This is a genomic window from Cellvibrio sp. BR (assembly GCF_000263355.1).
Taxonomy (GTDB): Bacteria; Pseudomonadota; Gammaproteobacteria; order Pseudomonadales; family Cellvibrionaceae; genus Cellvibrio.
In genome coordinates this window covers 193,760-209,013 of the sequence record NZ_JH668202.1, presented here as the reverse complement: position 1 = coordinate 209,013, position 15,254 = coordinate 193,760, and the positions used below count along the sequence as shown (strand labels likewise).

Here is a 15,254-nt window from a genome sequence, read left to right as displayed (position 1 = left end):
TTGTTGTATTGATAATGGCTCACCCGATCATAGAATCCGTTGGTTGAAAATATGATAACCGGGGGAGTAGCGGCACCCTTTATTATGCAAGCGCTGAAACGCGCTTTATAACCGCTGTGCAGGACAATTGATATTTATACGGGAAAAATACTAGTACATCTGTTGACTAGGTCTCATTGACCATTTGTTCGCGGAGGAGTGAAGCGCCAAAAAACACAAAACCTTAAAAGCTGTCGTTTAAGTTTGCAATTTCACTTTTGCAGGCAGTTAAAAATTATTTATCGCAGTGTTATTACCAGGCCCACTGCTAAAAATAATCCCCAAGACAGCACCAGCAATACCCAAGGTAAGCGCGAAGGGTTTTGTACGGCTGCGGTTTCTGTGTGGTTCTCCGGATTTTTTTGTTGTGTTAGTTGAGTTGATAATTGTTTTACTTTTTTAACCCGCTTATCCAATTCTCGCGTTTTCTCACTTTGTTGCCGTAAAAACATTTCCATGCCGCGTTGAATTCCTGTCGCAATCGCTTTGGTTTCCACCGGCGATTGGCCTTCTATTTTTATACTGTTGGCAATTTTTAATGCGTCGGCGCGAATATCGCGCGCGTCTTTTTTCTGTTTGGTTTTTAGGGTGGATGATGCGGGTGATGCGTGTGTCATAGCGTGAATCTCAGCTGGGTGTTGGAAAAATAAATCAAACAAAAATCTGCATTTCGTCGCCAATTTTTTTGCGCATTTCCATCAGTTTGATGGCCGTGGCGTGTTGTTGTTTGTCTGCTTCGGTTTGCGGAACCCATACCGGGACTTTAACTGGCTGGCCGCTTTCGTCCACGGCGACCATGATCACGATGCAGTGGGTGGTAAGGCGACGGTTAAGTGATTTAGGGTCGCAGGCATTTACTTCTATGGCGATGTGCATGGACGTGTTGCCGGTGTAAATAATTTTTGCGCTCACTTCCACCAAATTGCCCACATGAATGGGCGATACAAAACGAATCCCACCGGCATACACGGTGATGCAATAGCGGCTGCTCCAACCGGCGGCGCAGGCGTAGGCGGCGAGGTCGATCCATTTCATTACCGCGCCACCGTGCACCTTGCCACCAAAATTTACATCTTGTGGTTCGGCCAGAAAACGAAGGGTGATATCGCGTTGTGGGCTGCTCATGATTGGCTCTCGCTTTAAATAAAGAGAAGTCGTTGGGGGGACTAGTATTGGTGTGCAGGATAAAGGAGTTCTGCGCTGTTTTGTTGCTACAGCGCGTGTTTTACCCGGGGTTGTTCACATGCATCGATCTGCTTTTATCTATAAAAACAATTTTGTTTGTGATTTGTTTCGCATAATACAGTTTTTGTCGCCTCAGGCATCTTATCCCAAGTAACCCCAAGTCTTATTCAATCCATTACTGGCATAGCATATGGTTCTGCTGACTATTTTGTGAGCGCAGTAGGTAGTTCAAGGCAGATCCTCCCGTGCAGGCGCAGGTATTTCTTGTAGCGGGTCAATAACAAATAACGACAGGAGTACAACTGGATGAATATTTCACGACTTAAATTGTGGGGCGCCGCCGCGCTCCTGGGCATGGGTTTATTCACATCCCAAGTATCGCTAGCGCAGAGCGCCAGCTGTAAATATGTGGTGACCAATAGCTGGGGCAGCGGTGCAACGGCGAATATCGAAATTACCAATACCGGTTCAACAGTGCTCAATGGTTGGAGTGTGAATTGGAGTTATACCAACAACCGTATTAGCAATTTATGGAACGCCAACCTGAGTGGGTCCAACCCCTACAGTGCATCCAACTTGAGTTGGAATAGCACCTTACAACCGGGGCAAACCATCACCTTTGGTATGCAAGTCAATGCAAATGGCGCGATAGAAACGCCGGTAGTAACCGGCGCGATTTGTGGTTCATCTTCTCTATCAAGTGTTAGTCCATCAAGTATTAGTTCATCCAGCGTGAGTTCGTCATCGCGCTCATCCAGCAGTGTGTCACTCTCCAGTTCATCCATGAGTTCCAGAAGCAGTTCATCCTTCAGTTCAGGTCTGAGTTGCCCGCAAGGTAATAGCTGGCCTGATTGCCCGCCACATACCTGGAGCGATGAATACTGTGCGATGCACCCAGGTATTTGTATCAGAAGTTCCTCCAGCCGTTCGATGAGTTCAAGCAGCTCCAGCAGTTCGGTCAGCTCCGGTGTGACCAGTGTTGAGCTGACTCAATTAATGGGCGTAGGTTGGAACGTAGGTAATACGCTGGATGCCGTGGGCGGTGAAACCAATTGGGGCAACCCGTTAATTACCCAGCAATTAATTAATTCGGTAAAAGCCGCCGGCTTTAAAACCATTCGCCTGCCTGTGGCCTGGAGTAAATTTTCTGACCCGCAAAATTTTGTGATTCAAACGGCGTGGATGGATCGTGTTGAGCAAGTAGTGAATTACGCGCTCAATGCCGACATGTATGTGGTGATGAACATTCACTGGGACGGCGGTTGGATGCAACCCACTTATGCGCAGCAAACTTATGTAAACAATCGTCTCAATATTATGTGGACGCAAATCGCCAATCGTTTTAAAAGTTACGATGATCGTTTGTTATTTGCCGGTACTAACGAAGTGATGGTGGATGGCGATTACGGCACGCCAACGGTGGAGTACTACACGGTGCAAAATAGTTTCAACCAAACTTTTGTGGATACCGTGCGTGCGACTGGCGGCAAAAATGCAACGCGGCATTTGGTAGTACAGGGCTTTAATACCAACATTGATCACACGGTCAATTTTGCGGTGATTCCAGTGGATACCGTGAATGATCGCCTGATGATGGAAGTGCATTATTACGACCCTTACAACTTCACCTTGAATACCAACAGCAATATTACCCAGTGGGGTTCAATCGCCACCAACCCGAATGCCACCGAAACCTGGGCGAACGAAGCCTATACCGACTCACAATTCCAAAAAATGAAAACCCATTTTGTGGATCAAGGCATCGGCGTGATTTTGGGTGAATACGGTGTAGTGTCGCGGTTGAATGTGTCGGGCCACGCCACCTATCGCAACTACTGGAACGAGTACATCACCCAGTCAGCCTACGACCGTGGTTTGGTGCCAATTTATTGGGACAACGGTTACTCAGGTGATGGCGGTTTTGCCTTGTTTAATCGCAACACCGGTGCGCAACTTGAGCCCGCGTTAATTCAAGCGATTGTAAAAGCCGACGATTAACCATAGTTTCGTAAATAGTTTCGTAAATTGTGCAGCTAAAACCCCAAGGCGATGTTATTGCCTTGGGGTTTTTAATTTTCAGTGTTATCGCCAATTGTTTGATCGGTCAAATTCAATCAGTTAATATCACATTCGGTCAAATTATCAAATTAAAAACCAGCTGAGCGGTATAACTGAATGAAACCTCTTTTTGGCCTGCGGGCACATGATTTTGGCACCTTTCCTCCACAAGAACTCGCAGCGCGTATTGCCAGTTCCGGCGCAACTTGCGTGCAACTGGCCTTGGCCAAGGCATTTCCCGGTGGGCATTTAATGCCAGCAGAATTTGGCGATGCCGGCTTGGCGGAAATTCGCACTGCGTTTGCAGCGAATGGCATTAGTGTCGCGGTGATTGGCTGTTACATAGATACAGTCGCGCTGGATGAAAGCGCGCGCGAATTTTCGTTCAAACGTTTTGAGGCGCATATCGATGCCGCCGCTGCACTGGGTTGCAATGTTATCGGTACCGAAACCGGTTCACCTATGCCTTATCTTGAACAACCCGACGGGCGCGACATCGCCTTTCGTATTGCGCTACAAGGTTTGCAGCGTTTGGTAAAAGCGGCGGAGCAAAAAGGAATTCGCGTGGGGGTGGAGGCTGTAGCGGAATACCACGCGCTATCCACCATCGAACATATCCGCATTATGATTGAAGAATTTAATTCCCCGGCGTTGGGTATTATTTTTGATCCGGTCAATTTAATTCCACTGGCGGGAGTAACGGATATGGATGCATTTTTGGATGAATGTTTTGCCACCTTTGGTGAGCGCATAGTGGCGATTCACGCAAAAGATTACCAAATGGTGCCCAGCGAAAAGGGCTTGGTGAAACTCGGCGATTTACCCGTAGGCACTACCGGTGTGATGGATTGGGTGGGGGTATTTAAACGGCTAATCGCCGCAGGTAAACACCAGGTGCCAATTTTATTGGAAGACACCAGCCCCGCCCACGCCGTGGATTCATTTGCCTATTTACAGCGCACGTGGGATCAGGCAGTAAAGGAGCTTGAGGTTTAATCACCGGTAAATAATATTAGGAAAACTCTGAAAAAAATAACCCCCGGTGCGAGTCTGTTGTATTACAGGAGCGAATCGGGGGTTAATTGTTTGTGCATAATCGAATGGAAAATAATTGGTAAAAATTATCGCTCCAATTGGCTATTTTCCTATGTGGCTATTTGCCCACATTATTCTTGCCCCACAATTTCTCATAAGGCCAGCCGGATAAATCTTCCACTACGGCGCGGCTCTGTGCGCTGGAAGGTTCGGTGGCGCCAGATTTTAAATGAGCGATTTCGTTCATTAACAATTCGTGGGTGTCTTTATTTAATTTAAAACGGCTCGCCACAAAAAATCCGAAGAGTAATAACAGAATCGGGCCAATTACCATGACCAGTACGATGGTATTAATTGCCTCGGTAGTCTGGGTTTCACTGCCCGACATAAAGCCACCCCATTCAATCACTATGCCCACAAACATCACCGCCACGGCTTGCGCTGCTTTGCGGATAAAGGTCATCACCCCGGCAAAACTACCTTCGCGGCGTTTGGCAGTAACAATTTGATCCACGTCGGCAATATAGTTGTACACGTTCCAGGGAATATAGTTGAGTGCGCCGCGCCCCAAACCAGCCAGCACTACCGCACCGAGTAATAAATACAGCGGCGGCAATTCAGTAAAGGTTAAAAACAAAATCAGTAGCGCAAGAATACCGGCGATATAAAACGATACCGCTAAGCGATAGGTGTACGAAGGGCCTATGCGAATTACCAAGGCAATCGCCAACGCAACGGCAAGCAATTGTGCAATGTAAGTATTGGCGATAAGCGATGAAGCAATCGCCACCGAGCCACCTAATGCAAACACAATAAAATAAGTGAAGGCCGCGTTAAAAATATCCTGGCTAATATAACCACCCAAATACATGCCCAAATGCAAACGGAAGGCGCGAATCCGTAACGTGGAGGATAGGTTCACAAATACCATTTTGAGTGCATTAAACGCGGAGGTTTTGGGTTTGTCCGGCTCTTCTGCTTCTACTACCGGTGCGCGCTCCCAAGTAAATAAATAGGTTACGGTAATGACCAGCATAAATGCCAGCGCAAAAATAATTCCCATAATCAGGAAAGTATCTGAATTTTCTTTGCCACCTACATAGTTAACAATCCAGTTGGGCAAAATGCCGGCAAAAATGGCAGACACTTGCCCGGTTAAAATTCGCGCCCCGGCAAATTTGGCTTTTTTTGCGTAGTCGTCGGTCATTTCGGCAGCAAGGGTTTCGTAGGGAATTAATACCGAGGCATAAACCAATTCAAAAAATACAAAAGTGAAGAGGTAATACCAATAGTGCTGATCGGCAACCCACATAAGGGCGAAGCTGGGCAATAAAGGAATAGCCGCTAATAAAAAAATGCGGCGACGGCCAAAGCGACGGCCGAGTTTGGTTTTATTTAAATTGTCGGAAATATGGCCAATCAACGGACTGGCAACGGCGTCGATAATACGCGCGATCGCAAAAATAGAGGCGGCTTGTATCGCCGATAAACCACAAAAGGTGGTGTAGAAAAAAATTAACCAGCCACTGATAACCGCCATGGAACCGGCACCCAGTACATCGGTGAGGCCATAAGCCACATAATTTCGGGTTTTTATTTCGCGTATAGTCATGGTGATTATCGCTCTTATTGTTATAGGAAGCTGTTATAAAAAGCCCCGCGCTGCGAGTGGCAACAGCGGGGAAGGAGGTTTGAAATTAAATATAGCGATTCATATATTCCACCAGCGCCAAAATCGCCATGGATTGGCCGTAAGGCATGGAGGTCAATGGAATATCGCGATAGCCTTGCAGGTCATCAAATACCGGTGTACCAAACGAAACCTGTTGTAATTCGCCGTCGTCGCTAATGTTGGCGAGCACTGCTTTAATCGCTTTAACGGCCATGGCTTCGTATTTGGAATCCAAATAACCTTTGCGCACCGCTTTCAAAATACCGTAGGCAAAACCAGCGGCGGCAGAGGCTTCCAGGTAGGAAGATTTGTCATTAATCAGCGTATGCCACAAGCCGCTTTCATCTTGATAACCCTCCAGCGCTTTTACTTGCGCTTCCAGGGTTTCAATTAAAAATAACCGGGTGCTGTCGTGTGGTGGTAAATCCAGCAGTTCAATAAATTCCGGAATCGCAATAGTTACCCAGCAGTTGCCGCGCGCCCAGAGTGCATCGGCAAAATTGTGGCGACCATCAAAGGTCCAACCGTGAAACCACAAACCGGTTTTGCGATCTGCCAGATATTTGGTGTGCAACATAAACTGACGTTTGGCTTCTTCGACATAGGCCGGGCGATTCATGAGCAAACCGATTTTGGCGAGCGGGAGCACACACATCATTAAGGTGTCATCCCAAATTTGTTGGTAGTTCACCGAGTTAAACACTATGTGTTGCAAACCGCCTTCTTCAGTGCGCGGCATTTCATTCATTACCCACTCAGCCCAGACATCCAAATAGGGCAGGTAGCTGCGGGTGCCCAAACGCTCGGCCAAATAGGCGAGGGTGAGGAAGGGAGAAACGGTATTAACGTTTTTAGTAGGCGTGCCCGCTTCAAAACGATTTTTAAACCAGTCCTGCATGATGTGTAGCGGTTTTTCGTCGCCGGTAATATCCCACAGCTTTAACAAACCGTAGAGGCCCACACCGTGGGTCCACTCCCAGTCATTCCAACCTTTGGTATCAATCACGCGGCCATCATCCAAACGCAGCAGGAATTCACCGCTGGTGTCTTTAATGTTAACCAGATTATCAATCAGCTTATCAATGGTGCGCGTCAACTCGGTGCGCGCAATACCTTCTACTGTAGCAACCATAAAATACTCACAATTTATTGTTGGCAAAAAAAATGTTGGCAAAAACCGGATTCAGGGATCTTGAAGTGATCATAACAGCGATCTTTCAATGTGTCGATCATATTCAATCATATGTAGTCAATATGATTCAAGTGTGATACAAATAGGACATGCTTCATGTGCAGCTTAGTATCCAATAAACGATAAAAGAGCGCCCTTCAGGGTGCATGCAGTGAGTAGAGTCCATGAACCGCCGAGAACTTTTCAGATACAGCGCTATGGCCGCCAGCCTGCCGTTAATCGCGGGTACCCGCCTGACAGCAGCGCAATCCAGTACCAGCAACCCGCTACTTACCAAATCCAATCAGCTGGGTTGGTTGGATACCGCCGAACCACGCGCACGCTGCGGTTATACCTGGGGGCAGCCCTGGCCGCAGGGTAGGCTCAAAACAAATGATGCACTGCATTTAGTGGATCAAGCTGGTAAATACCAGCCATTACAAACCTGGGTAATGGCGACCTGGCCAGACGGTTCAGTGAAATGGACGGGGCATGCCACAGCTGCCGGGCAAGCGCTGGGGCAAACTTTCCATATCGAAAAAAGTGAATTAAAAGGCCGCGCGCCTAAGGCAAAACACAGCGTAACAATTGGAGAATCCGGCAAAAAATTGTTGATTGATACCGGCGTGATTCGCTGTGTAGTGAATACCCAAGGCGAGGTGATTATTGATGAAATTACCCGCGCGAAAAAAACATTGCTGCAAAACGCGCGATTTATTGGCCAGCGACAAAATCAAGCGGAAGCGGACGGCGAGCAGCCGCTGCAAATAGAACATTTTTCCGCGCAGATAAAACAGGCCGACATTGAACAGCGCGGGCCCTTGCGCGCGGTGGTGAAATTATCGGGCATGCACCGCACGGCAAATGGGCGTGAGTGGCTGCCGTTTTCATTGCGGTTGTATTTTCATGCCGGTGGCGATGCGGTGCGCATCAGTCACAGTTTTATTTTTGATGGCGATGAACAACAGGATTTTATTCGCGCACTCGGTTTACGTTTTGATGTACCGCAGCGTGATGAAACCTATAACCGTCATGTGCGTTTTGTGGGTGAGGGCAGTGGCCTCTGGGCGGAGTCGCCGCAAGGCATTACCGGTTTGCGGCGCGACCCCGGCAAAGCGGTGCGCGAGGCACAAATTAATGGCGTCGCTACTCCTGCACTGAATACCTGGGATAAACGCGTGAGCGAACGCCTGCAATTTATTCCGGTGTGGAATGATTATTCGCTCTCACAATTAAACGCCAATGGCTTCAGCATTAAAAAGCGCACCAAAGCGGGCCATGCCTGGATCGATGTGGATCAAGGCAAACGCGCGGGCGGTGTTGCTTATGTGGGTGGCGCCAGCGGTGGTGTGTTGTTTGGCATGCGCGATTTTTGGCAATTGCATCCCACACAAATTGATATTCGCAAAGCGGGCACACCAACAGCACAAGCGACAATGTGGATCTGGTCGCCCGATGCACCGCCGATGGATTTGCGCTTTTATCACGACGGCATGGGCATGGACACCTACGCCAAACAAATCGAAGGTTTGGAAATCACCTACGAAGATTACGAGCCAGGTTTTGGATCGCCCCAAGGTATTGCGCGCACATCAGACATGATGCTTTACGCATTGGATGCAACTCCATCGCGCGAACAATGCATCGACCTGGCCGATTCCATTCGCACTCCCGCACAAATTATTGCTGCGCCGCAAACCTATTTGGATGCCGGTGTATTTGGTGGTCTGTGGAGCCTGCCGGATCGTTCATCGCCAATTAAAAAAATTCTCGAAGACCGGTTGGATTGGTCGATTAATTTTTATCAGCAACAAATCGACCAACGCCATTGGTATGGCTTTTGGAATTACGGCGATGTAATGCACACCTACGACAGTGATCGCCACGTATGGCGCTACGACGTGGGTGGTTTTGCATGGGATAACTCCGAACTCTCGCCGGATTTATGGCTCTGGTATTCCTTCTTGCGCAGTGGCGATGCACGCGCATTTCGTATCGCTGAAGCCATGACCCGCCATAATCGCGATGTGGATATTTATCACCTTGGTCGTTTTGCTGGTTTGGGTACCCGCCACAATGTGCAGCACTGGGGTTGCAGTGCAAAACAATTGCGCATTAGCACTGCCGCCTATCGCCGCTTCCATTATTTTTTAACCGCCGATGAACGCACCGGCGATGTGCTCTGGGAAGTAGCAGAAGCGGATAAACAGCTGGTGAATTTATTGCCCACACGCAAAGTAAACCCGGAGGCGGCGGCCGATAAAAATACCCATATTGGAATTGGTACGGATTGGGGTTCAGCGGCAGCCAATTGGTTAACTGCCTGGGAGCGCACCGGTGATGCACGCTATAAAACCTGGCTGGAAAATGCGATGCGCACAATTGGCGGTAACGACTTGGGCTTTTTTGCCAAGGGTTACCACTTTGATATAAATAGTAAAGCCATGACCGTTATTCCCGCTGATCCATTAGAATCTGGCCGCCCAAAACGCGTGTCGCACCTCAATGCGGTGTTTGGTTTGATTGAAATCTGTGCCGAGTTAAATCAATTAATTGATGTACCTGAATTCAAAGCGGCGTGGTTACGCTACGGGCGTTTTTATAGTGCACCGGCTGCGCAGCAAGCGGCTGAATTCGGGGTGAGTTTAACGGGCAACAATCTTACCAATGCGCATTCGCGACTCACTGCCTATGTGGCGCAGCAAACTGGTGATACTGCACTTGCAAAACGGGCGTGGGATGAATTTTTCCGCGAGGCGAATCATGTGCCTGAGGTTAAGCGGGTTGAGGGGCCGCTGGTATTAAACCCGGTTGATGAAGCCGCGTGGGTTTCCACTAACGACAGCGCGCAATGGGGTTTGGCGGCAATCCAGAATTTGGCGTTGATTGGTAGCTCGCTGGCGGGTAGTGCGCTGAAAAAATAATTTAATTAACAATATTTTTACCGAGGTGAATCCTTTGATTGCTGCAAACGTTGAAGACTATCGCTTACTGGCTAAACGTCGCTTACCGAAATTCTTGTTTGAATATATTGATGGTGGTTCTTTTAGTGAAACCACCTTGCGCAACAACTGCGCCGATTTACAAACCATTGGTTTGCGTCAGCGGGTGCTGCGCGATATTTCCACTATCAACACTGAAACCGAATTATTCGGCCAGAATTTAAAACTGCCGATTATTCTCGGGCCGGTGGGTATTGCCGGGTTAAACGCGCGTCGCGGTGAAGTATTGGCGGCGCAGGCAGCGCAGGAAAAAGGTGTGCCCTTTTGTTTGTCAACTGTATCGGCTTGTTCGATTGAAGAGGTGCGTTCACAAACACAAGACCCACTCTGGTTCCAGTTATACATGATTAAAGATCGCGGCTTTTTAAATGCGATGTTGGATCGCGCCGTGGAGGCGGGCACTAAAACATTAATGTTCACTGTGGATATGCCGGTACCTTCATCGCGCTACCGCGATATTCGTTCTGGTTTGTCAGGCGGCAGTATGTTCCGCCGTCAAAGTGCGCGCATGTTGCAATCCATGATGAGTCCACGCTGGGCCTGGGACGTGGGTATTTGTGGTCGCCCGCATTCACTCGGCAACGTCGCCCACGTATTGGGCAAGGGCGCAGGCATCGATGAATTCTGGAGTTGGATGAGCAAAAATTTTGACGCGAGTGTGACCTGGAAAACCCTGGAGCAAATTCGCGATAAATGGAAAGGCGATTTAATTATTAAAGGTATTTTGGACCCGGAAGATGCGCTGGAAGCCAAAAAACTGGGCGCCGATGGTTTGATTGTTTCTAACCATGGCGGCCGTCAGTTGGATGGTGCACTCTCCTCCATTCGTGCACTGCCACCGATTGCGGATGCAGTCCAGGGCGATATCAAAATTTTGTTGGACAGCGGTATTCGCACGGGGCTGGATATAGTGCGCGCTATGGCACTCGGTGCTGACGCGGTGGTGATTGGTCGCGCCTGGGTTTATGGCTTGGCCGCGCAAAAGAAACAAGGCGTTAGTAATGTATTGGATATTTTAGGCAATGAATTGCGCGTGGCTATGGCGCTTTCTGGTTGCGCATCGCTCAAAGAAATTACGCCAGATATTTTGGTGAAATAATTTTTTCGTTTCATTCGGTATATCTAATTTATTTGGAGTCATTAATCCACCTCTGGTCATACCCGCGAATGCGGGTATCCATGGCTCAAATTAAAACATGGCTTAAATTAAAATATGGATTAAGTTAAACCTGTATTAAGTTAAAAAGTTACGAGGCTAATAATGAAAATAAATAATCTAACGCGCTGTATTTTACAGCGCGTACTGTGGTTCTTTTTCTTACTTATCAGTACAGCAGTTTGCGCGGATGACAGTGCGCCTAATAAAACGAGTAAAACGAAAATTTTTATCGCCGGTGACTCCACCGCAGCGACTTACAGTCAACCCGATCAGCAAGGCTGGGGGGCGTTATTGGGTGATTATGTGGATGCCGCTAAAGCGGAAGTGATTAATCGCGCGCGCGGCGGCCGTAGTAGTCGCACATTTATCGCGGAAGGTTTGTGGCAAGCCTTAATCGATGACGTTTCCGCAGGCGATATAGTCATCATCCAATTTGGCCATAACGATGCCAGCCCGATAAATGATACAACCCGTGCACGCGGCACCTTGCCGGGTATAGGCACAGAAGCTATCACCATTAATAACCTGCTCACCCAACAGCAGGAAACGGTTTACACCTTCGGCCACTACATTCGCAAGATGGTAAAAGACGTGCGCGCTAAAAATGCTACGCCGATTTTAATGTCGCTCACCCAACGCAATCTATGGCAAGCCGGAAAATTGGAGCGCAATGGTAGCTACGGGCGCTGGGCTTACGAGTTAGCACTGGAGCTGAATACGCATTTTGTGGATCTAAATAATTTGGTGGCCGATAAGTTGGAGGCGCTGGGAGAAGAAAAAACTGCCGCCCTTTATCCAAAAGATCACACTCACTTTAACCCGCAGGGTGCGCAGCTTCATGCAGAAACCGCACTCGCTGCCTTTAAAGGTTTACGTCCCTTTTTATCTAATAAACGCTTATCTGATGAACAGTTATTTAATGATCTGCTCAATGAAAAAGGTGCGGCGGTTGCAGCCGACGAAATGACCTGGCTGCGTTTGCCAATGCCTGCCAACAATAATTTGCGTTCGGTCTTTTTAATTGGCGACTCAACCGTGCGCAACGGCGGTGGTATTGGCGGCAATGGCGAATGGGGTTGGGGCGATTTTTTACAATCGCATTTAAACCCTAAAAAAATCAATGTAGTAAACCGCGCGGTAGGCGGATTGAGCAGCCGTACTTTTTATACTGGCGGTTACTGGCAGCGCACCTTAAATATGATGCGCCCCGGCGATGTATTAGTGATGCAGTTTGGCCACAACGATAACGCTCCCATTAACGACAACAGTCGTGCGCGCGGTACGCTCAAAGGTGTTGCCGACAACTATGAACAAATAGAAAACCAACTGACTGGAAAGCCGGAAACCGTATACAGCTACGGTGGTTATTTGCGCAAATTTATTGGCGAAGCCCGTGCACGCGGCATTATTACAGTCGTCTGTTCGTCGGTGCCGCGCAAAATTTGGGATAGCAAAAAAATCGCCCGCTCACCAGATTCCTATCCCGATTGGGCGCGTCAGGTGGCGCTACAAAGCGGTAGCGCATTTATCGATTTAAACACTGTTATCGCTGCTGAATATGAGCAATTAGGTGCGAAAAAAGTGGATGCCCTTTTTGCTGACAAACATACCCATACCAGCAAAGCTGGGGCGGAATTAAATGCAAGGTTTGTCGCCGCAGAATTAAAACCCTTGTTGGGTCTGTGATTATGGATACCCGCGTTCGCGGGTATGACGAAAAATAAAATTTCACTGCTTTCCTGACGGCTCATTATAAAAATCAACCAGCGAGGTTTTCCAATGCATTTTTTATCCACTAATACTGCTTTCAATAGACTAAAGCTGGTTTTAGCACCTGTGGTATTGGCACTGGCTGTAGTTGGCTGCTCAGAGCAAACGGCGGAAACGGTGCAGTCCGCAGTGATTAGTTCATCTGTTGCTGGGGTAAATTCCCAAGTTGTGGCGGCTACAGATTCCCAGCAAGTTGCGCGGCAAATGGAAGTGCTGGATCGCGGTTTAATCGCTGTGCCTGCCGCAGAAGGTGTGTTGGTTAGTTGGCGAAAATTGTTGGAGGATAACAGCGATTTTGCGGTGGATATTTATCGCGATGGCGAAAAAATTCCCGGAACTGCAGTCGGTAATCGTAGCAATTTTTTGGATACCAAGGGCAAAGCCGGTGCAAGTTACGAATTGCGTGTGGGTAAACAAGTTATTGCCAGTGCGCGTGCTTGGGATCAACCCTACCTAAATATTCCAATCACACCACCGGCCGATGATAAAACCCCCGATGGTCAGATGTATTCCTACACCGCCAATGACGTGAGTGTAGGGGATTTGGATGGCGATGGCCGTTACGAAATTGTATTGAAGTGGGACCCAAATAATTCTAAAGATAACGCTTTTGGTGGTTATACAGGTGTTACCTATTTGGATGCCTATACTTTGGAGGGAAAACAACTCTGGCGAATTAATTTAGGTAAAAATATTCGCTCAGGTGCGCATTACACCCAATTTATGGTGTACGACTTTGACGGCGATGGTCGCGCTGAAATCGCCCTGAAAACCGCAGATGGCACAACCGATGGCGAGGGAACAATCATCGGTGACGCCAAGGCGGACTGGGTGAGTCATGCGGGTGAATTGGAGGTAAGTGATCGCACCGGTTCTGTAGTAACACCGGAGGGAAAATATATGGGGCAATTAGTCGGCCGCGTATTAACCGGGCCGGAATATTTTTCCGTATTTGAAGGCGAAACCGGAAAAGTATTGGATACCGTGCCCTATATTCCCCAGCGTGCACCGGGCAATAACAATCCAACCGCCGAGCAAATGAAAGCTGTATGGGGCGATGGTTACGGCAATCGCTCCGAGCGTTATTTAGCGGGTGTCGCCTATTTGGATGGTGTGCGCCCGAGTGTCATTATGGCGCGCGGTTATTATGCTCGCAGCGTAGTCGCCGCCTACGATTTCCGCGAGGGGAAAATCTCAACGCGTTGGGTTTTTGATTCTGCAGCACATGACGTTCCCGAAGGTTTTAGCGGGCAGGGCAATCATCAATTATCCGTTGCGGATATAGATAGCGATGGTAAAGACGAAATTATTTACGGCGCTATGGCTATTGATCACGATGGTTCACCCAAATGGACAACTAGGTTTGGCCACGGCGATGCGCTACATGTGTCAGATTTGAATTTGGAAAATCCCGGTTTGGAGGTGTTTGGTGTGTATGAATCCCCGCGCAGTAATGGCGGTATAGGTTCTGCGCTAATCAACGCCGCTGACGGGAAAGTGTTGTGGAGTAAACCTACTGAAAAAGATAACGGTCGCGGTTTGGCGGCAGATATAGACCCGCGTCACCCAGGTGCAGAAAACTGGGCATTGAATGCACTGGAATTATTTAATGCCAAAGGCGAAGTTGCGGCACCCGCGCGACCAAAACAGGTGAATTTTGCCATCTGGTGGGACGGCGATTTGCTGCGTGAATTATTGGATGGCACAACCATTTATAAATGGGATTGGATGAATAATACAAGTGTGCCGCTGTTAGTCACCGAAGGTACTAGCTCCAACAACGGCACCAAAGCCAACCCAGCCTTGTCTGCCGATATACTTGGCGATTGGCGTGAGGAATTAATTTTGCGTGCGGAGGACAACAAATCCCTGCGTATTTATTCCACCAACATCCCGACAGACATCGGCCTGACGACACTTATGCAAGACCCGCAATACCGCGTTGCGATTGCCTGGCAAAACACCGCCTACAACCAACCGCCACATCCGAGCTTTTATTTGGGTGAGGATATGAAGTTGCCTGTAAAAACCAGTAAATGAGACTAACGGGAATTTAGGGCATATTGGGACAAAAAAATCCCCATGATTCGAAAATCATGGGGATTTTTTACATTTGGTTATTCAGATAGATAACATAACAACGGTGTTGATAAAAAATATTGT

10 protein-coding genes are annotated in these 15,254 nt (G+C 48.2%); 6 read left to right on the top strand and 4 right to left on the bottom strand.

What is annotated here, in order from left to right; genetic code table 11:
- Positions 1-278: 278 nt before the first annotated feature.
- Positions 279-656: a DUF2956 domain-containing protein gene (locus O59_RS11190; protein WP_157152556.1), complete on the bottom strand. Its 378-nt coding sequence runs from the start codon at positions 654-656 to the stop codon at positions 279-281.
- Positions 657-690: 34 nt separating this feature from the next.
- Positions 691-1,164, bottom strand: a complete 474-nt coding sequence (locus O59_RS11185; protein ID WP_007642650.1) for an acyl-CoA thioesterase — start codon at positions 1,162-1,164, stop codon at positions 691-693.
- Between the two features lie 366 nt (positions 1,165-1,530).
- Between O59_RS11185 and O59_RS11180 the strand changes: the two genes are divergently transcribed.
- Together O59_RS11180 and O59_RS11175 are read left to right on the top strand one after the other, a co-directional pair.
- Positions 1,531-3,222, top strand: coding sequence for a cellulase family glycosylhydrolase (locus tag O59_RS11180; RefSeq protein ID WP_007642648.1), 1,692 nt, complete (start codon positions 1,531-1,533; stop codon positions 3,220-3,222).
- Positions 3,223-3,399: 177 nt separating this feature from the next.
- Positions 3,400-4,278 (top strand): sugar phosphate isomerase/epimerase, encoded by an 879-nt coding sequence (locus tag O59_RS11175; RefSeq protein ID WP_007642644.1) that lies wholly within the window; start codon positions 3,400-3,402, stop codon positions 4,276-4,278.
- Positions 4,279-4,435: 157 nt separating this feature from the next.
- On the opposite strand, the gene O59_RS11170 is transcribed toward O59_RS11175, so the two are convergent.
- Both O59_RS11170 and O59_RS11165 read right to left on the bottom strand, forming a co-directional pair.
- A complete protein-coding gene (locus O59_RS11170) occupies positions 4,436-5,929 on the bottom strand; it encodes an MFS transporter (RefSeq protein WP_007642642.1) in 1,494 nt (497 codons plus the stop codon).
- Between the two features lie 85 nt (positions 5,930-6,014).
- On the bottom strand, positions 6,015-7,121 hold the full coding sequence (locus O59_RS11165) for a glycoside hydrolase family 105 protein (protein WP_007642641.1): 1,107 nt from the start codon (positions 7,119-7,121) through the stop codon (positions 6,015-6,017).
- 224 nt (positions 7,122-7,345) lie between these two features.
- On the opposite strand from O59_RS11165, the gene O59_RS11160 reads away from it, so the two are divergent.
- The 4 genes from O59_RS11160 (at position 7,346) to O59_RS11145 (ending at position 15,131) form a co-directional block, all read left to right on the top strand.
- Positions 7,346-10,084, top strand: a complete 2,739-nt coding sequence (locus O59_RS11160; RefSeq protein ID WP_040392233.1) for a hypothetical protein — start codon at positions 7,346-7,348, stop codon at positions 10,082-10,084.
- Positions 10,085-10,109: 25 nt separating this feature from the next.
- Positions 10,110-11,261, top strand: a complete 1,152-nt coding sequence (gene lldD / locus O59_RS11155) for an FMN-dependent L-lactate dehydrogenase LldD (RefSeq protein ID WP_007642638.1) — start codon at positions 10,110-10,112, stop codon at positions 11,259-11,261.
- Between the two features lie 162 nt (positions 11,262-11,423).
- Positions 11,424-13,007, top strand: coding sequence for a GDSL-type esterase/lipase family protein (locus tag O59_RS11150; RefSeq protein WP_007642636.1), 1,584 nt, complete (start codon positions 11,424-11,426; stop codon positions 13,005-13,007).
- A 93-nt stretch (positions 13,008-13,100) separates the two neighbouring features.
- A complete protein-coding gene (locus tag O59_RS11145; RefSeq protein ID WP_007642635.1) occupies positions 13,101-15,131 on the top strand; it encodes a rhamnogalacturonan lyase in 2,031 nt (676 codons plus the stop codon).
- Positions 15,132-15,254 lie beyond the last annotated feature (123 nt).

Coding starts and splice junctions, on each gene's coding strand:
- O59_RS11190 (WP_157152556.1), bottom strand. CDS start 656: ATGACACACGCATCACCCGCATCATCCACCCTAAAAACCAAACAGAAA.
- O59_RS11185 (WP_007642650.1), bottom strand. CDS start 1,164: ATGAGCAGCCCACAACGCGATATCACCCTTCGTTTTCTGGCCGAACCA.
- O59_RS11180 (WP_007642648.1), top strand. CDS start 1,531: ATGAATATTTCACGACTTAAATTGTGGGGCGCCGCCGCGCTCCTGGGC.
- O59_RS11175 (WP_007642644.1), top strand. CDS start 3,400: ATGAAACCTCTTTTTGGCCTGCGGGCACATGATTTTGGCACCTTTCCT.
- O59_RS11170 (WP_007642642.1), bottom strand. CDS start 5,929: ATGACTATACGCGAAATAAAAACCCGAAATTATGTGGCTTATGGCCTC.
- O59_RS11165 (WP_007642641.1), bottom strand. CDS start 7,121: ATGGTTGCTACAGTAGAAGGTATTGCGCGCACCGAGTTGACGCGCACC.
- O59_RS11160 (WP_040392233.1), top strand. CDS start 7,346: ATGAACCGCCGAGAACTTTTCAGATACAGCGCTATGGCCGCCAGCCTG.
- O59_RS11150 (WP_007642636.1), top strand. CDS start 11,424: ATGAAAATAAATAATCTAACGCGCTGTATTTTACAGCGCGTACTGTGG.
- O59_RS11145 (WP_007642635.1), top strand. CDS start 13,101: ATGCATTTTTTATCCACTAATACTGCTTTCAATAGACTAAAGCTGGTT.